General features: G+C 47.0%; 18 protein-coding genes. 8 read left to right on the top strand and 10 right to left on the bottom strand.

All coding sequences use genetic code 11. The features are described from left to right. The first annotated feature begins 3 nt into the window (after nucleotides 1–3). The gene (locus AB8599_RS21005; protein ID WP_407333674.1) at nucleotides 4–555 is read left to right on the top strand and encodes a GNAT family N-acetyltransferase; all 552 of its coding nucleotides are present in this window, start codon (nucleotides 4–6) and stop codon (nucleotides 553–555) included. Here AB8599_RS21005 and AB8599_RS21000 read toward each other — a convergent pair. From AB8599_RS21000 to AB8599_RS20985, 4 genes are all read right to left on the bottom strand, one after another. Next, complete coding sequence (locus tag AB8599_RS21000; protein WP_407333673.1) at nucleotides 524–997, bottom strand: NYN domain-containing protein; 474 nt, start codon at nucleotides 995–997, stop codon at nucleotides 524–526. The genes AB8599_RS21005 and AB8599_RS21000 overlap by 32 nt on opposite strands. A 77-nt stretch (nucleotides 998–1,074) precedes the next feature. Continuing rightward, a complete protein-coding gene (locus AB8599_RS20995; protein WP_407333672.1) occupies nucleotides 1,075–1,929 on the bottom strand; it encodes an alpha/beta fold hydrolase in 855 nt (284 codons plus the stop codon). A gap of 83 nt (nucleotides 1,930–2,012) precedes the next feature. Then, nucleotides 2,013–2,612, bottom strand: a complete 600-nt coding sequence (locus AB8599_RS20990; RefSeq protein WP_407333671.1) for a TetR/AcrR family transcriptional regulator — start codon at nucleotides 2,610–2,612, stop codon at nucleotides 2,013–2,015. Nucleotides 2,613–3,033: 421 nt separating this feature from the next. Further along, nucleotides 3,034–3,663, bottom strand: coding sequence for a flavin reductase family protein (locus AB8599_RS20985; RefSeq protein WP_407333670.1), 630 nt, complete (start codon nucleotides 3,661–3,663; stop codon nucleotides 3,034–3,036). A 178-nt stretch (nucleotides 3,664–3,841) separates the two neighbouring features. Here AB8599_RS20985 and AB8599_RS20980 point away from each other — a divergent pair, with 178 nt between their 5' ends. Then, nucleotides 3,842–4,804, top strand: coding sequence for a hypothetical protein (locus AB8599_RS20980; protein WP_407333669.1), 963 nt, complete (start codon nucleotides 3,842–3,844; stop codon nucleotides 4,802–4,804). A gap of 120 nt (nucleotides 4,805–4,924) precedes the next feature. Here AB8599_RS20980 and phnP read toward each other — a convergent pair whose 3' ends face one another. Next, a complete protein-coding gene (gene phnP, locus AB8599_RS20975; RefSeq protein WP_407333668.1) occupies nucleotides 4,925–5,683 on the bottom strand; it encodes a phosphonate metabolism protein PhnP in 759 nt (252 codons plus the stop codon). Nucleotides 5,684–6,088: 405 nt separating this feature from the next. Here phnP and AB8599_RS20970 point away from each other — a divergent pair, with 405 nt between their 5' ends. Continuing rightward, nucleotides 6,089–6,220: a hypothetical protein gene (locus AB8599_RS20970; protein WP_407333667.1), complete on the top strand. Its 132-nt coding sequence runs from the start codon at nucleotides 6,089–6,091 to the stop codon at nucleotides 6,218–6,220. A gap of 11 nt (nucleotides 6,221–6,231) precedes the next feature. Here AB8599_RS20970 and AB8599_RS20965 read toward each other — a convergent pair whose 3' ends face one another. Together AB8599_RS20965 and AB8599_RS20960 are read right to left on the bottom strand one after the other, a co-directional pair. Beyond that, a complete protein-coding gene (locus tag AB8599_RS20965) occupies nucleotides 6,232–6,543 on the bottom strand; it encodes a hypothetical protein (protein WP_407333666.1) in 312 nt (103 codons plus the stop codon). A 165-nt stretch (nucleotides 6,544–6,708) separates the two neighbouring features. Beyond that, nucleotides 6,709–7,278 carry a hypothetical protein gene (locus AB8599_RS20960; protein ID WP_407333665.1) on the bottom strand — a complete coding sequence of 190 codons (570 nt, stop codon included), beginning with the start codon at nucleotides 7,276–7,278 and terminating at the stop codon, nucleotides 6,709–6,711. A 332-nt stretch (nucleotides 7,279–7,610) separates the two neighbouring features. Here AB8599_RS20960 and dctP point away from each other — a divergent pair, with 332 nt between their 5' ends. Both dctP and AB8599_RS20950 read left to right on the top strand, forming a co-directional pair. Then, the gene (gene dctP / locus AB8599_RS20955) at nucleotides 7,611–8,645 is read left to right on the top strand and encodes a TRAP transporter substrate-binding protein DctP (RefSeq protein ID WP_407334445.1); all 1,035 of its coding nucleotides are present in this window, start codon (nucleotides 7,611–7,613) and stop codon (nucleotides 8,643–8,645) included. 185 nt (nucleotides 8,646–8,830) lie between these two features. After that, complete coding sequence (locus AB8599_RS20950; protein ID WP_407333664.1) at nucleotides 8,831–9,331, top strand: hypothetical protein; 501 nt, start codon at nucleotides 8,831–8,833, stop codon at nucleotides 9,329–9,331. A 45-nt stretch (nucleotides 9,332–9,376) separates the two neighbouring features. Here AB8599_RS20950 and AB8599_RS20945 read toward each other — a convergent pair whose 3' ends face one another. Both AB8599_RS20945 and AB8599_RS20940 read right to left on the bottom strand, forming a co-directional pair. Continuing rightward, the gene (locus AB8599_RS20945; protein WP_407333663.1) at nucleotides 9,377–9,703 is read right to left on the bottom strand and encodes a hypothetical protein; all 327 of its coding nucleotides are present in this window, start codon (nucleotides 9,701–9,703) and stop codon (nucleotides 9,377–9,379) included. 89 nt (nucleotides 9,704–9,792) lie between these two features. After that, a complete protein-coding gene (locus AB8599_RS20940) occupies nucleotides 9,793–10,191 on the bottom strand; it encodes a VOC family protein (protein ID WP_407333662.1) in 399 nt (132 codons plus the stop codon). A 556-nt stretch (nucleotides 10,192–10,747) separates the two neighbouring features. Between AB8599_RS20940 and dgt the strand changes: the two genes are divergently transcribed. Next, the gene (dgt, locus tag AB8599_RS20935) at nucleotides 10,748–12,208 is read left to right on the top strand and encodes a dGTPase (RefSeq protein ID WP_407333661.1); all 1,461 of its coding nucleotides are present in this window, start codon (nucleotides 10,748–10,750) and stop codon (nucleotides 12,206–12,208) included. A gap of 67 nt (nucleotides 12,209–12,275) precedes the next feature. Here the strand turns inward: dgt and AB8599_RS20930 are convergent, their stop codons facing one another. Then, complete coding sequence (locus AB8599_RS20930) at nucleotides 12,276–12,902, bottom strand: TetR/AcrR family transcriptional regulator (RefSeq protein WP_407333660.1); 627 nt, start codon at nucleotides 12,900–12,902, stop codon at nucleotides 12,276–12,278. A 134-nt stretch (nucleotides 12,903–13,036) separates the two neighbouring features. On the opposite strand from AB8599_RS20930, the gene AB8599_RS20925 reads away from it, so the two are divergent. Continuing rightward, the gene (locus tag AB8599_RS20925) at nucleotides 13,037–14,128 is read left to right on the top strand and encodes an efflux RND transporter periplasmic adaptor subunit (protein ID WP_407333659.1); all 1,092 of its coding nucleotides are present in this window, start codon (nucleotides 13,037–13,039) and stop codon (nucleotides 14,126–14,128) included. A gap of 5 nt (nucleotides 14,129–14,133) precedes the next feature. Beyond that, nucleotides 14,134–17,226 carry an efflux RND transporter permease subunit gene (locus AB8599_RS20920; RefSeq protein ID WP_407333658.1) on the top strand — a complete coding sequence of 1,031 codons (3,093 nt, stop codon included), beginning with the start codon at nucleotides 14,134–14,136 and terminating at the stop codon, nucleotides 17,224–17,226. Nucleotides 17,227–17,433: the final 207 nt, after the last annotated feature.

The following is a 17,433-nucleotide window of genomic DNA, read 5'->3' as shown; positions in this document are numbered from 1 at the left end:
AACATGACAAACTCAGATATCGTTCTTGAAACCGAACGTCTTACTTTGCGCCTTTTTAACGAGAAAGACGCACCGTTTATTCATCGCTTGTATAACACCGATGGATTTCTTGAATTCGTCGGCGACAAGAATATTCGCAGTGACATCGACGCAGCCGTTTATTTGCGCGCATCATTGATGCCTATGTATGCTCAAACAAACATGGGGTTATTTGCCGTAGAGGAAAAACAAAGCGGACAACCTATTGGTACCTGCGGTTTGATAAAGCGCGATACCTTAGACGATATTGATTTAGGATATGGTTTTTTGCCCACACATGAAGGAATGGGCTACGCCTCAGAAGCGGCTATTGCGGTGCTGGACCTCGCAAAAAGCGCATTGAAACTCACCCAGATTGTCGCGATCACCCATCCACACAACGCACGCAGTGTGGCACTGTTAAAACGTTTAGGGTTCAGGATCGAATCGAGTGTAAAGCAGGCGCCGGAACTGTTATTGCTCAAGCGCGACTTGAAGGAATCAATCACAACAGCATGTCGTCTTCAATTGGAATAAAGCGATCGACACTGTTTACTAGTGAATTCGCCGTCAGCGTCGGCACACCAAAAACAACAGCTTCTTTGCCATAGCCTTCACGTACACGGTCCATCAACAACGCAAAGTCGCCGTCGCCAGACAGCAGAACAACCATATCAACCTTCGGTGCGGTTTCAATCACATCAATCGCAATGCCCACATCCCAGTCGCCCTTGCTGCTACCATCACTGCGCTGTATGAACGGCTTTAGCTTCACGTCAAATCCGATATGTCGCAATGCATCTTGAAATTTGATCTGCTGATCATCATCACGTCGAATCGCATACGCTGTTGCTGACACCACCTCACCCATGTGCGCGAGATTTTTCCACAACAAGCGATAGTTAAACTGGCGACCATAAGCTTGTCGGGTTGTGTAGTACACGTTTTGCACATCAACGAAAACAGCAATTTTTTTCAATGGATGACCTTATCGACGGTGAAACAGTGAGAGAGAGTAGAACGAGCCAAAGCATAACACGTAATGTCCGTTCAGCCTTAAGACTCCGGTTCAGCAATACGCATAAACGCTTCTTTTAACGGATCACTTTTTAACACACGCCCGTGGCCCAGACCTTCCGTTGCCACTAATGAAACATGCGGAAATTCCGTTGCCAACTCTGAGACGGAAAACGGCGCAAATTTGTCGCCCCTGTCATGCACGATAAGGACAGGTGACTGGCGATTAGCAAGCTTCCCAAACGGGTCAATGCTTTCAATGGTGGTGTTATATCGCTTGCCCACATCCGAGACCACATCTCGAAACAGTTTCATTGAGTAACCCGATGCTTCCACCGTACCAAACAGGTTTTCCCAATACTTCAGCACAGGTGCGACGAGAATAATCGGTTTGCCATGTAGCGCCGGATGCTCGCTTTCTAACAAGGTTGCGCCGCCCATTGAATGTGCAATCACACCTTCAATGTGTTCTTGCTGATTCAAAATTCCATCAAGCGCACTAAGAAATGCGGGAATACTGCCTTCTGTTCCTTCGCTTTTCCCATGCCCTGGATGGTCATAAGCCAACGCTGTATAGCCAGCGCCTGCAATGTACTCCATCAAAGGGAAAAACTGATTTGCTGAGCCTGACCAACCATGTGTTAACACCCAAGTCGGGCCGCTACCTAGCTGATAGGTCATCATTTTTCCTTCGGCGGTATCCATTGCCTCAACCACCATCCCTTCAGGCGTAAGGTTGTTCTCTTTACCTTTGGCTGGCGTTAAGAAAATACGCCGAGCGGTTTTCAACGCATGATTAGGCGCGATGCGATGATGAAGTCGTGTAGCAATGCTCAGGGCACTGCGACGGAAACTGAATCGCTTGGTTTTGCCGAAGTAAATTTTGCTACTCATTTTGTATTCCCTTCAATTTTAGTACGGTCGTGCTTTTTCAATAAAACAAAAAAGCAGACCTGACCTAAAGCCTGCTTTACCGTTTAACGCTGCAGCTTACGTGTACGAGCAAACAATTCGTCAATACCCGTCCAGAATTTCTGCGCACCGTTGCTCTCTAGTCCCAAAGTTCTGAACAAATGGCTGCTCAAGTACAATCCATACAGCTCATACACCGTCTGCCAACAGTCCATTTCATCATGAAACTCACCCAGTTCGATGCCTTTTTCGAACTGAATGTGGAGGTAGTGAAGCCATTTCTTAATGGTTGCTTCTAGCACTTTTTGCATCGGGTCATCATCAGCGTGGCTTTCTCGCCACGCATCAAGAAACATACAACTTCCCTGAAACGAACCATTCCATGTCAGCCAGTTATCGAGCATGTGCCGAATTTTCGCTTCAATGGATACGTGCGACGACTCACGACAAGGCGCGATGACGCGCTCTGCGAATCGCTCTCCGGCATACTCCACCACCGCCGCTTGAAGATTGCTTCGAGAGTTGAAATGCGCAAACAAGCCACTTTTGGACATACCCACGCGTTTTGCGAGTTCACCAATGGTTAGGCTTTCTAACCCTTCCTCACTCGCCATCTCAAATGCGATGGAAAGTATCTGTTCTCTGGTCTGATTCTTCTTGCTCATAATCACTTCAGTTCTGCTTTATTCATTAATAGCACGAACGTTCGATTTTTCAATCTTAGTTTTTCTGGTCTGCGTTGTTTCAGTGCAGCACACCCCGTTTTCGGTCAAGATGAAACATAGTAAACCCATCAAAATTCATGTGTTCATTGGATTCAATCATACTTGGAAACGTAAATAGATATCGACGCAAAAGTGATATACCCAAACCGATGCCAAAAGCCTGATCACCCTTGACCATATAGCGTTAGCTCTGGGCGAATACGCGTGCTCGATGGTACGTACGACCGAGAATGCCTGTCACTTTGGACGCAACGTTCGATAGCCCAGACGGGCGGTTACTTCACGTTGTCGACAACTATAGGGGGCTTATTGTGATATTTCAGCACGATGAACGCTGGCTCGACAAAGACTAATTTTGGCGCTAAAACGTTTCAATTCCTTTTCCCGGTTTGGCATAGCTAAGCCGAGCCAGCCTATTTGTAACATGGTAACTGTCTAAGCCCGATACCGCGACGGTTTCCAGCATTTCGATGTCTATATAACCATCATCTGCAATCGCTTCTTCATCGACGATGACTTGCACGATTTCACCGATGATAAGTACCGTACCGTTGACCGCCAGCGTTTGTGTTTCACGAACTTCTAAGGCGAACTTCACCCGGCTTTCTGCCACATAAGGCGCAACAAGGCCATCAACCCATTCTGGTGTTAACTCGGTTTCCTCAAATTCCGACATTTCAGCAGGGTAACGTGCTGAAGTCTGGTGCGCCTGTTTCCAAATGTCTGCACACACCTGATTGATGGTATAGACGCCAGTGGCTTCAATATTCTCTAAGGTGTCGCGAGTGACGGTGTGAGGGCGACTAATCATACCCACCAGCGGAGGATTCGCGCCAATATGAAATACAGAGCTAACTATAGCGAGATTATGGTTTCCCTTGCCATCTGTCGTGCCAATCAAGTTAGCGCTCTTAAAGCCAGACAGGCTGTTAATTAATTTTGCGCGATAGCGCTCTTCCATCGCGTTGATATCTTGAATGTTGAAATGCATGTATTTTTCTTCTTATGTTCATTGTCTCCATTAATACAGCGTAACGTCGATTTTCGATCATCGCGATAAATCGCAGGGTTTAGAAATACCTTGCAGAAAAAACGAGTTACGATAGCAGCGAAAAGCTAAGTCATTCGACCAATAGCCGACCAATAGCGTTTAAGGGAGCACTGAAAGCATGGATGGAATTAAAGCGTTTTTGAGTCGGACATTAAAAGACAGTGTGAGCGTCGCAACAACGCTTTATAAAATCATGATCCCCACCATTATCGTTGTGAAAATTTTCGAAGAAATGGGAGGCGTTGAATGGTTTTCTGGTTTCATCGCACCGTTGATGGAAATTGTTGGGTTGCCAAGCGAAATGGGTTTGGTCTGGGCCACCGCCATGTTCATCAATATCTATTCGTCTCTGGTCATACTCGTCAACCTCGACGTGCCAATGACCGTTGCTCAAGCCTCAATTTTAAGCTGTATGATCTTGCTGGCGCATTCAATGCCCATCGAAGTGAGCTTGGCGAAGAAATCCGGTGTGTCTATATGGTGGGCGATTTTCAGTCGCGTTGGCGGCGCGTTACTGTTTGCTTGGTTGCTCAAGTTGATTTACACAACCACAGGCTCATTACAAGACCCAGCGCAAATCATCTGGCAAAGCTCAGTATCTGGTGATATTCCCCTCTCAGATTGGGCGCTCAATCAAGTGCAAAACCTTGCCATTGTTTTTGTCATCATTTTTGCGCTTATCTTCATGTTAAACCTTCTCAAAGTGCTTGGCATCGAACGACTCATTGCTAAAGTGCTCAGCCCCTTTTTGCGTCTACTGGGCATTAGTCAAGAAGCCACCAATCTGACGCTCATTGGTATCACCCTAGGGCTATCTTATGGAGGTGGATTATTGGTCAGTGAAGCCAAAAAAGGCCACATTCCACCGCGTGATATCTTTACTGCAATTACCTTGCTAGGGATGCTACACAGCCTCATCGAGGACACGGTTCTGATGCTGGTGATCGGTGCTGACTTCAACACCATTTTTTGGGGAAGATTGATGTTTGTCTTGCTACTCGTCGGCGTTATTTCTCGCTTAATAAGACTCGTCGATGGAAAGCGCTATGAAAGATGGTTCTACCGCTCTGTTGTCGCATAAAACCATACTCGACTGGTTTACGCATGGCGCTGTTGCGTGAGCTTAAAAAATAATTAAAAATCCGCGTTTGGTTTTCATACCAAACGCGGATTTCTCGTTTTATTGTCCCAGGCTATGCGGCTAAATCTCCATTCCATCACGTCCTATTTCCACCCAACTGGGAACACCATTTTCCATTAACCATCGATCGAGATCATGACCAATATGCGTGATGATCAATTCCTTCGGTTTTAGCTTTTCATGAATCAGGCGAGCGGTCTCTAGGTTGCCATGATTTCCCCTGTCATGGTCAGGGGGGAAGCTGCAATCAAGCACAAGAGCATCCAACGGTTGACGTTCAAGAAGCAAATCTAACGTTTGTGCGGGAAGACCGTCAGTGTCGGTCAAATAAGCAAAACTCATGATGCCATATTCAAACAAAAAGCCCACGGTAGGTCGTGAGTGTTTCATTGCCAGCGGGGTAATCGTCAATCTGTTTAAATGAAAAGATTCCCCATGTTCCAGTGTCGGTTTGAAGTTCAAACACCCCGGATGCTTTAGCAGATCCGCACAGCCTTGCGGATCATCCGGACACCAAACCGGAATCGGCGCGGTATTGCCCCAGCGCAGATGAAACAACCCCTGCACGTGGTCAACATGAAAGTGCGTCAGCAAAAAACCATGGTAAGTAGCGGCAGCAAAACGTGAATGCAAATCCATCAAACCCGCATCAATTAACAAACGTTCTTGCGCACCCCCTCTCCCCCATTCAAGCATGGCCGAGCAGGGTTTTCTTTCAAATGCCGCATGCGACCTTGCCCTTTCACAAGCCAGACATTCACAACCGTACAACGGCACACCTCCTGCGGCGCCCGTTCCCAGCAAGGTTAATCTCAGCATTTCTCTTCCCAAACAAGACAAAAAGCGGCAACTCGCCAAAATCTGCACTGATCTTATGTCAGCGAATACTCAATATAGATATGAAAAATGGAGATATCACGCCCAATACATGCGATTCGCTGAGTTCAGCACAACGCTTTAGTCGCGAGCCAATCAGCACAGCAACGCGACAAACAAACTCTCGTACATATGAATTGAGATCTGTGTCATTTCGTTTGATTTTAGATTTGAAATTCAGGTCTGATGACTTTCAATCACAGTAGGAAAATGCTGGCAAAGCCAAGTAAAACAGAGCAACTTGACACTTGCTACGTTCAAATATGGCTACCGTTTTTTGTTTATGCTTTCTGTCTGTTTGTTTAAAACAACACACCAAAATCCGAGCGGGGACAGTGGAGTAATAAAATGAACAAAGAGAAAAAGAAAAAGAAAGAGAAAAAGAAAGAGAAAGAGAAAGAGAAAGAGAAAGAGAAAGAGAAAGAATGGCGTACGAGGGTACGCCGCCCAACGATGACAGAAAAACGCGAAAAAGCGTGACTGACTAGGCGTCAATAACTGACGCGAATCTCAACTTCATATGGCGTTTTAAGCTGGACAGACTCACCGCTATTCGAAACAGTTTCACACGCCAGAACTTCGCCCGAAAATTCGGTCTTTTTGTTCTCAATCATGTCTTTCCAAATATGATCGAGACTCAGGACGCGCGCATCATTGAAGCCTTCAAACTGGAGAGTCATACAATTTTGCCAATCCTGGCCTTTGCCTGACTTTTGATACTCGGCGCCAACATCAGAAATCGATCTTTTTGATATAACCGCAACTGCAAATTCGGCAACTTCTTGTTCTTTCCACGTTTCCATTTCGAATGCCTTTCGTTAGTGACCTGACGAAATTATAGACAAAAAATTGCATATCGCTTTTTACAGCAGACATCACTGACACACCAGCAAGGAAAACCGCACCTCTCAACGAGGTCGAACATCAATTGGAATTCGGGTGTAAATAGGCTGGGCTGCGGATCTTGATTAGCGCCGCCACCACGTTAACAGATGCAACAACGCAAAAAGTCCATGCCCGTAAACATAGGCCTCAATCGCTCCAACAGCGGTTTTATGCATAGAGAGAAAATCTGGCGCTAAAGTGCTGCCTTTAGAAAACAGGATAAACCACCAAGAGCCCGTGAATAGCGCCAGTAACAGCGCCAACAATCCCAACCCTTCCACCGTGGCAGCCAAGCCACCGGGATGCGCCTCAGGGAGCTTCCATTTGAGCAAAGCTCGAATGTCTTGTTTGATCGTATCAAACTGGCCATAAGCCCAAGGATAGAGATCTGAAAAGTGCCGACGATTAATCACCAACACGAAAAATACCATGCTGACTAACAGTAAAATTAACCCGCCGTATATATGTATATCGTCGATGAGTGCTATCTGCGAATGTGTGGTGTCAGCATGAACATGCATTTCAAACGACGTGGCAATTTGAAAAATCACCCATGACATAACCACGATATGGAGCCATTTTTCTGTCTTCGGCAATTTTGAAAACAGAAATGAGAGCCCTGATAGGGTTTTTCGACCAATATCTTGATTCATGACTTTGAACGCCCGTGGTTATCCCGAGCCAAGTATATGAAGGATCAACGGAGTCTAAAGTCATGGTTACGAGACAGAAAGACATTTTGCAATGAAGCACCCGGCTGAAATATTGCCGTTACGTTCTCTAAACCGACAGTGGTCAAGCCAGCCTCACCTTGTACCAACGCTTTTATACCGTGATGCGCGGTGGGAACGACATCAAAACTCAGACGTCATCACTGTTTTATTATCGCAAAGTCTCATTGACTACACTGATGGCAACGCGTGTTTTGAGTTATCAACTTAATAAGGGCTTTGAGATAGCAGCAACTGCAAAAGGACGCAACATGATGAAGATGGGAAAGGTGTTTTTGCAGGGCATCGCTGCCTTCGTGCTTTGGATGACGGCGATCACTTGCTCATTGGCAGCAACCGAAGCCCCCACGGTATGGCGCTTTGGGCTCGAGGAAATCGAAGGTTCGGTGCAAGATATTTATGCGCAGGCGTTCAAACATAAAATTGAAGATAAATCTCAGGGTCAGATTTCCGTCGATATCTATTCCTATGGCATGCTTGGCGAATCTGAAGATCTTACCGAACTGACAGCAATTGGAACCTTGCAACTGACCCACGCCTCAATGGGCATCATTGGTGGCTTGGTACCAGAGATGCAGGTGTTTACCATTCCTTACCTTTTCTCGGCCAACGACGAACTCAACCAGAAAGTCCTTTCTTCCAACCCCACACTTTATGAAATTTTGGGGAATGCGTTGATTGACCAAGATCTCAGATTAATGACGATTTACCTCGAAGGTGACATGGTGTGGTCAACGAATAAGCTGATTAAAAAGCCGAAAGATTTTGACCAGTTTAAAATGCGAGTGATGAACTCATCACTGGTGATAGAAACATTCAAATTGTTTGGCGCGCAGCCCATCCCTCTTCCCTATTCGCAAGTTTACGGCTCGCTACAGGCACATATTATCGATGGGCAAACCAATCCAATTTTTTCGATTGAAGAAATGAAGTTCTATGAAGTCACCGAATATCTGATTTGGTCAGGACAACAGAAATTCACCACCTCTGTGATCGCCAATCAAGCCTGGTATTTATCGTTATCGGCGGAACATAAGCGCATCCTGAATGAAACTATAGAAGAACTCACGCCCTATATTTTTGAGCAACAAGCTGCCCTGAATCAGACCCAGTTAAACATCATCAAAGCAACCAAACCGAGTATGACCATGGTGACGCTCACACAACGCGAAAAAGCGGCATTCATGAAAATCTCAGAATCCGTCAAAAAGCAATATGTTGATAACGTAGGAGAGGCCGGAAAGCGCTTATTGGAAGCATTAGAAAAAGACTTTGCCAAGTCGAAGTAAATCAATGGCTTTAACGCCATATGGTACTGCAGCCATTCACGTTTTTTGTCGGTTTTCAGCACGGTCTTGGGATGCTTGGGTATACAATGACAGCAATAGCGTTTGAATAATTAGGATACGTTCTGTTGAGACACGCATTTAGCCTCTTGCTCTTCTTTCTAATCGTGCTTAGCCCAAGCACGGCCGTGGCCGCCAAAAAAGACATTCAGTTTGTCGATGCCATTAAGCTGCACGGTTATATCGACGGCTATGGCAACCTAAGGCTAAAAAACGCCAAGATCACCGCACTTCCTGAGCCGCTTGAAGTAAAAGGGTTTCTCGATATCCAAGGCAGCGAAATCACTCGCCTCCCCGCAGAACTCAAAGTGTCAGGGTATTTAAACGCTTCCCACTCTAAGCTCACTCGCGTGCCTAAAATTGACGTGGGCGGATACATGAATTTCACTGGGTCAAATGTTGCGGCGCTTCCGGCAGGGTTAAAAGTAAAAGGCGATTTGAGTTTGGTTGATACCCCCATCAAGGCTTTACCCAGACGTTTAAACGTGGAAGGAAATCTTTATCTGGCCAATACAGACATTGCCACGCTGCCGCCTGACCTGCGTGTGAAAGGAAACCTGTACTTGAGAGGTACCAAGGTGAAAGATGTGCCTGAGACAGCACGAATTGGCGGGAAAGTTTATCGATAGAAGAAGGGGGAATCGCCTCGAAGCACATTTCAAGGTTAGGTTAGCCTAGGCTGCTTTGCGTGCCTCACGAAATTGTGCCATCTGTACAGAGTGCAGTTTTCGACGCAACGAGATCCCGTAGCGATAATGCTTAAGACCTTGACGCGTGACTGCCCCTTTATGTTTGATCGTGACGAAAAAGGTCGGCATGGAGTTCACCCTCAGCTCACAAGGGCCTTCTTCTAGCTTCCATTCTGATACAAAGCCGATGCCCTTTTCAGAGATATCGGTAATCACAATACTCACGCGCGGCAAAAATTTATGAGCCCAAAGCAGTTGCCCTTTAACACGCGGGTTGCATTTAAACCGTCTCCAGCGGCGCACTTCTTTCATTAAGACCCCATCAGTTGCATATTAACTGATGGCATATTATCAGCGCATAACTTTACATGTTCGCCCCAAATACGAGACAAGCCTGTGATTCATCGATTTGACAGATCATAAAGCTCTAAGGGCAAACCATCAGGATCACTAAAAAAGGTGAAACGCGCTAGAGTATATGGATCAATACGAATCGGCTCACATTCGATCTTATTTTTCTTAAGGTGTTGAACTGCAGAATCAATATCGTCGCACTGAAAAGCCAAATGACGAAGCCCTTGGGCTTCAGGGTAAGAAGGCCTCTCAGGGCTGCTGGAAAACGTAAATAGTTCTAACTGCCTGCCATCTGGTAGTTCCACATCCACCTTCCAAGAGTCTCTGTCTTCGCGATAGTTTTCAGCCAACAAACGTAAGCCAAGCACATCAAGGTAGAAGCTTTTTGCACGTTCTATATCGCTAACAATCAATGCGACGTGGTGAACACCAGAAACTATACTCATGGATTACCATTCTTATTAAATTTGCTAAATAGTGGTTGAATTTACCACACCCAATCCCTACTTCTGTGCCGAATCGACCTCGCTTCATTCAATACTCTTCTAAACCATTGAATTTTATAAAGCTAAGAATCTGGCATTTTAATTGCTATTTGTCTTGCTTGCTTGCTTAGCTATTTAGCTATTTAGCTATTCGGTACATCATGTTCCAAACTCGGCATTTAACGCGTCATCGCGACCGACTCAATGATAGGGAGCCTCCAATGTCAGTACCCAATCGAAAACACCAGTATGTATTAGGTTTGACCATTTTCACTATCGGTCTGCTTGCTGGTCTCGCTGTTCTTTCCAATGCATTTTAGAAACCCCGACGTCCTTTGCCATGTTCAATCCTATGTCGTCATTTCTCTTTAGCCGAAAATGACGGCCACTATGTCTACCCAAGCAACCTCTAGATACAGGATATAGCGCTTCTCATCTTGAGGTTGTGTGGGTATACATTATTACCTTCCAGCGCTAAGGTGATGAAATAACGTTGCTTAATGTCAAGGAAGCCTGAATGTCTACGATTGATTTCAACAAGAAAATCAGCCTCGCTCGCCCTCACCCTTATGGAAATGACTTACAAAGGGCTTTAGAAAGCGATCGTGGACGCATCATTAACTCTGCGCCAATCCGACGGCTGCAACAAAAAACGCAAGTCTTCCCGTTAGAACGCAATTCCGCAGTAAGAAGCCGTCTGACCCATTCGATGGAAGTGCAACAAGTTGGCCGCTTTATCGTGCACACCATCTACGACAAGTTAAGTGAAAACCAAAAACGACAATATGGTTTGTTAGGGCTCGAACGCGCTGTCGAGTCCTTGGTCGAAATTGCCTGCTTGATGCATGACATGGGAAATCCGCCATTTGGGCACTGTGGCGAAGATGCCATTAATCGTTGGTTTAACCACAATTTAGCCCAACTTAACCCCTTGTCGAAATTGTTGGCGGAACGTCCAGCCTCCTCCATTGCGCCCATTGTTCATGAGCTTTGCCATTTCGACGGCAATGCACAGGCGATACGATTAGTTCATTCACTTCACCGCTTTAACCTGACTTATAGCCAAGCAGCCGCGGTGTTGAAGTACACCCGTCCTGCCACAGAAACCAAGGAAGAAGTGCCTGAGAGTAAAAGCTATCTCACCAAGAAAGTGGGTTACTACGCAACAGAAGCCAGCTATGTCGAAGACATGATGCGTGAACTCGATATGGCGAAATATTGTCGTCATCCTCTCAGCTATATCATGGAAGCCGCTGACGATATTTCCTACTGCATGGCAGATTTGGAAGATGCTGTAGAAAAGCGCATTCTATCTCTTGAAGCATTGACCGAGCACCTGAAGAACACCTATAAAGCGCTTGAGCCTGAAAACCGCCCGATCAAAAACAATCAGACGTTCGACGACTTACTAAATCGCGTGTACAACGATGCCCAAGTTGATGAAATCAGTAAAACCCACAAATTTTTCATCAAGCTACGCGTCGTCATGGTTCACCCTTTGGTGAATCATGCCGCCAAGCAATTCACCGATCATATTGATACCGTTTTCACTGGTGAATTTAACCGCGCGTTAATTGAAGACAACAGCCAATTCCATGCCATTACGCAAACCTTCAAACAAGTGGCAATAAAACACGTTTTTAACGATCCAGAAGTAGAAACGCTGGAATTGCAGGGTTATAAGATCATTGGCGGGTTACTCGATCAGTATCGTCCGCTGCTCGATTTAACATTGGCGGATTTTCAGAAGATTGTACAAGGTGACGGACGTTACTTTCCCGTAGAGCGCAGATTGTTCAATAAGCTGTCTCGCAAACATGTTGCGGCATACAGTTTGGCATTGAAGGAGCACTCGACGGCAGAAAACACCGAACTGTGGGAGTTTTATCTTCGCTGTCGCTTACTGCAAGATTACATCAGTGGCATGACGGATCAGTTTGCTTTCGACGAATACAAATCTCTGATGGTGAGCAACTAGTCGTTCTGTTGCATTGAATCAGCGCGCCTGCTCGTATCAGCATAAGTGTTAAAGTAATGTATAAGTGTTAGAGCAATGTCGAGGGGTATCCATAGCCGCGGAGGAACACTTCAACACTCTTGTTGATGTAGGTTTGACGCGTAGCTTCATCTTCGCCCGCATCAAAGCCAAAAAAGCCCCAATACACTGAACGGCCATGCAGCATAAGAAGAAGCTGCATGGCAGCGGCTTCGGTATCTTCACAAAAGGGTAAATCGCCGCTGTTCTTCAACTTGCTCAAGTAATCGCTCAGCAAGGCAATATTTCGTTTCGGCCCCTGCTCAAGAAAAATCTTCGCAATCTCTGGGTGCGTATCCGATTGACGCATGGTGTTATGAAACGTATTCCGCGCCTCTTCACCCAACAACATGTTCTGAAACAGCCAGCCATATTCAAATAATACTTCATGTCCAGGACGATCATCACTTTCAAGATCCCAGTTCAAACCAGCACTCATGCATTTGTCGATAATGCAGGTCTCAAACAAATGGTCTTTGCTCGAAAAGTGTGCGTAAACCGTCTGCTTACTGACATTCGCATGCTCGGCGATCACATCCATCGATATGCCATAGCCCTGCTTTGAAAAAAGCTCGATAGCGGCTTTTAAGATCTGCTTTCTTTTTTGCTCTTTTCGCTGAGTGAGGTGCGCTGTCATCAATGTTCCTTAAATGAAACGTCACTAAATTTACGTCAAATCAAACTAGACAGTCTAGTTTGATTGCTCTATTTTTACTCAATATGGACTAGACAGTCTAGTCTAAATACTAAATGGATGATGAGTATTTTGCCATGCATAGATATGCGCCCTCCCTTGTTTTAGTTGCGTCACTCTCTCTACTTGTGGCGTGTAATGGTGAAACACAAGCTCAAGACGAGACAGCCTCACAGAACATCCCTACGGTGACGACATTGGCCGTAGAAATGACACCCGGTTACACCGTTAACCGTGAATTTGTAGGAACCGTGCAAGCAGGCCAAAGTGCCAACCTTGGTTTCGAATTAAGCGGGAAGGTGAACGCACTCTTGGTGGATGTGGGCGACACGGTAAAAACGGGAGATGCACTGATTTCACTCGACACCCTGCTGCTTGATACTGAGGCGCAGCAGCTTTCAGCGCAATTAGAGCAACTCGACGCCCAGCTTGATTTGATCAAAAACAACCTGCAACGCCAACGTCAACTCAAGAAAAAAGGCTTTAGTGCAGATGCTGAAATAGACTCCCTGACCAGTCAACGCGATGCGCTATTGGCCAACATTCGCCAGCTCGATGCCTCTCTCGCATCCAGTGCATTGCGAAAAGAAAAATCCACTATCTACGCCCCTTACAGCGGAAAGATCAGTCATCGATTCGTGTCTCAAGGTGATGTTGTCGGCATGGGTGCGCCCACAGTGACCTTGTTAGCAAATGCTCAAAAAGAGGCACATATTGGCGTGCCAGCCAAAGCGTTGGCGGATATCGGAAACATGACAAACCCGACCATTCGCATTGGCAACGCGCAATACCCTGCCAAATTACTCAACCCGGGCGCAGACATCGACATGCGTTCGCGAACCGTCACCTTACGCTTTCTGCTACCGGAAGAGACGACAGCCCTAAATGGCGAGTTGGCTTATCTGCAATATGACTACCTTTCACCCGACCAAGGGTTTTGGATGCCGATCTCCGGCATCACGGATGGACTGCGCGGTATGTGGAATGTGTATGCTGTCGTGCCAAACAAAAACGGGGGGCATGAAATCGCACGTCGATCCGTGCAGGTGCTTCATGCTGACGACAAAAATGCCTATGTGTCTGGGGCAGTAGAAGACGGTGAATGGGTGGTGGTTGAAGGATTACAGCGCGTCATTGCTGGGCAACAAGTCCAAATGGCGACGGAGTAAGCACCATGGAGAAGCTACTCAAAAATACGCGATTGTTGGTGCTGTTTACGGTTTTACTTCTGGTTTCAGGGCTATCGGCGCTATCAACTTTACCCCGCGCTGAGGATCCTGCGCTGATCAACCGATGGGCAACCATCACCACTGTGTATCCTGGTGCAAGTGCAGAACGGGTTGAAGCCTTGGTGACAGAAGAAATCGAGAGCTCGCTGCGAGGATTAGATGACATTAACTTAATTGAATCGCAATCTAAGCCCGGCATTTCAGTTATTACCGTTGAGCTAAACGACGAAGTGATCGATGCCGAACCTGTTTGGTCGAAGATCCGCGATAAGTTAGGCGATGCCGCACCTCAGCTTCCACAAGATGCTTTTGCTCCTCACTTTGATAACGACCACTCCAACGCCTTTACCTACATAGTATCGCTGCAATGGCAAGGTGCCAGTGAGCCAGACGCATTGATCATGGGACGCTATGCCAGTGAATTAGCAAAGCGATGGCGAAACCTTTCTGATACGGATTTTGTTGATATACACGGCTTACCTGATGAAGAAATTCTTGTCACCTTGGATGTCGCGGCCTCCAGCGCATTGGGTCAATCAGCCCTATCATTGTCCAATGCCATTTCAGGTGCCGATGCCAAGAATGCTGCGGGAGAACTGCACAGCAAAGATGCGCGTTTTCAACTTGAAGTGGCAGGCGCATTAGATTCGGTCGATCGCGTCAAACGTGTGCCCGTCGCCATAGACAGGAATGGTTTTTTGGTCAGACTCGAAGACATTGCCACCATTGAAAGAGCGGCAGCATCACCGCCTTCTCAGCTCGCCATTATTGACGGAAAGCCCGCAGTTCTTGTCTCTGCACGTATGCAAAGTGATATTCGTGTTGACCGTTGGACGGCATCGGCAGACAAGATGCTGGATGCCTTTCGCACTGAGTTGCCCACCAATATTTCGCTTGAACCTATTTTCAAACAAGCACGCTATACCGAAAACCGCCTGTCCGATCTCGTGGAAAGCCTGCTGCTTGGTTTTGGGCTGGTGCTGATTGTTCTGTTCATCACCTTGGGTTTTCGCTCCGCGATACTGGTGGCGCTGTCACTGCCCATTGCCTCTGCGTTTACCCTTGCGCTGATGAGCTTTACCGGACTACCGATCAACCAAATGTCCGTCACGGGCTTGATCGTATCACTGGGTATTATGGTGGATAACGCCATCGTAATGGTTGATACCATTCAGCACTACCGCCAGCAAGGCGTGAAACGACTAGAATCCGCCATGCGCGCTATTCGTCATCTTTGGCTGCCGCTGCTAGGCTCAACCCTTACTACCATTTTGGCCTTTGCCCCCATTTTTCTCATGCCAGGGCCGGCGGGCGAGTTTGTTGGCGCGATTGCCATCACCGTCAGCTTTTCTTTGGTAGGTTCATACATTGTTTCTCAATTGCTCGTATCTGCGTTTGCAGCTCGCTGGTTACCAGCAGGAGACTCTAGCACTCGTTGGTATCACGCTGGCATCACCCTGCCTTGGCTCAGCTCATGGTTTCGACGCTCGATCAGACATGCCATTCGCTTTCCGCTCATCACAATCCCCTTGGTCTTGATCTTGCCAATGACAGGCTTTTGGGCGGCAGGCCAATTAACTGAGCAGTTTTTCCCGCCGTCAGACAGAGACATGTTTGAGATTCAGGTTTATCTCGCACCGCAAGCCAGCATGACCGCCACCTTAGAAACCACGCAAGAAATCGATCGTATAATGGCAAAAAATGAGGATGTGGAGAGCGTTGGCTGGGTGATTGGCAACAACTTCCCATCGTTTTACTACAACATGATGGGCAGACAACGTGGCGCACCAAACTTCGCGCAAGCGATGGTGAAAGCGAAAGACTTTGATGCCGCCAACTTAATGATCCCACAACTGCAAAGGGATCTTTCTCGTGCCTTGCCCCACGCTCAGATCTTGGTCAGAAAGCTGGAGCAAGGTCCTCCGTTTAATGCACCACTCGAAGTGCGTGTTTACGGGCCAAACCTCAGTACACTACGTGAAATTGGCGAGGAAATCCGCCTATTAATGGCGCAAACGCCCGATGTGATCAACACACGTGAAACCTTGCAGCCCGGCGTGCCCAAAGTCACTGTTAAGGTGAACGAGGAAGCAAGTCAGCTTACAGGCATGTCCCTCAGGGATATCGCCACACTGCTTAACGCCTCAATGTCTGGCATTGTACAAGGCAGCGTGATTGAGGAAACGGAATCTATCCCTGTGCGCGTCAGGGTGGATGACGAAGCGCGTAACAGCCTCTCGCAGTTAGGCCGAATTAGATTGCCACTGGCTGGAGAAGAAGGTCCGACGGATCTGCCCTTAACGGCGATCGCTGATTTGAATGTTGAACCGAGTCGCGGTGCGATCCCAAGGCGGAACGGTGAGCGCATCAATGTCATTGAAGGTTACCTCACCGCAGGTGTCTTGCCTCAAACCGCACTCAATGCATTCAACCAAAAGCTTGCAGAGGCCAACATTCAGTTGCCCCCTAGTTATAGGATTGAATTCGGCGGCGAATCAGCAGAACGTAACGAATCCGTCAATCAGCTCATGGCGAATCTGACCATAGTCATTACATTGCTCATTGCCGTTGTCGTGGTGTCTTTTAACTCATTCAGACTCAGTGGCATTATCTTCCTGGTGGGCATACAGGCTGCTGGACTCGGCCTTCTCTCTGTCTGGTTTTTTGGCTACCCATTTGGCTTCACAGTAATCATTGGATTATTGGGGTTAGTCGGGCTGGCCATTAATGCGGCAATCGTCATATTGGCAGAGCTAAAAGCCAGCCCAGAAGCAAAAGCGGGAGACCGAGAAGCGATTATTGAAGCCGTCAGCAGTTGCGGACGCCACATCACTTCCACAACTATCACCACGATTGGAGGCTTCTTGCCACTTATCTTAGCGGGCGGTGGTTTCTGGCCACCATTCGCGATTGCTATCGCAGGGGGTACGTTACTTACAACTCTACTTTCGTTCTACTTTGTCCCTGCGGCCTTTAAGCTCGCGGTTTCCGCCTATCCACTGGACAAAGAAAACTCGCTGGAAAGCTTGTCATCATAGTTTCAACTACGATGCTGAAACAAAAAAAACAGCCACCTAAAAAGGTGGCTGTTTTTTTTACTCGAATCCACGCACGCTAAAACGCATAAAGTACCGGACTAATCAACAAGCCCATCAGCAGCAAAATTGGAAACAAAAGTTTGATAATAAATGGAACCCGCATAGTGGTTATCCTTGTCATCGTTCGGCGATGAACATCTCACATTT

This window comes from Enterovibrio litoreus (assembly GCF_045679545.1).
Classification (GTDB): Bacteria; Pseudomonadota; Gammaproteobacteria; order Enterobacterales; family Vibrionaceae; genus Enterovibrio.
Note: the sequence above shows the minus strand (reverse complement) of the source record. Positions and strands in the feature narration are given on the sequence as shown.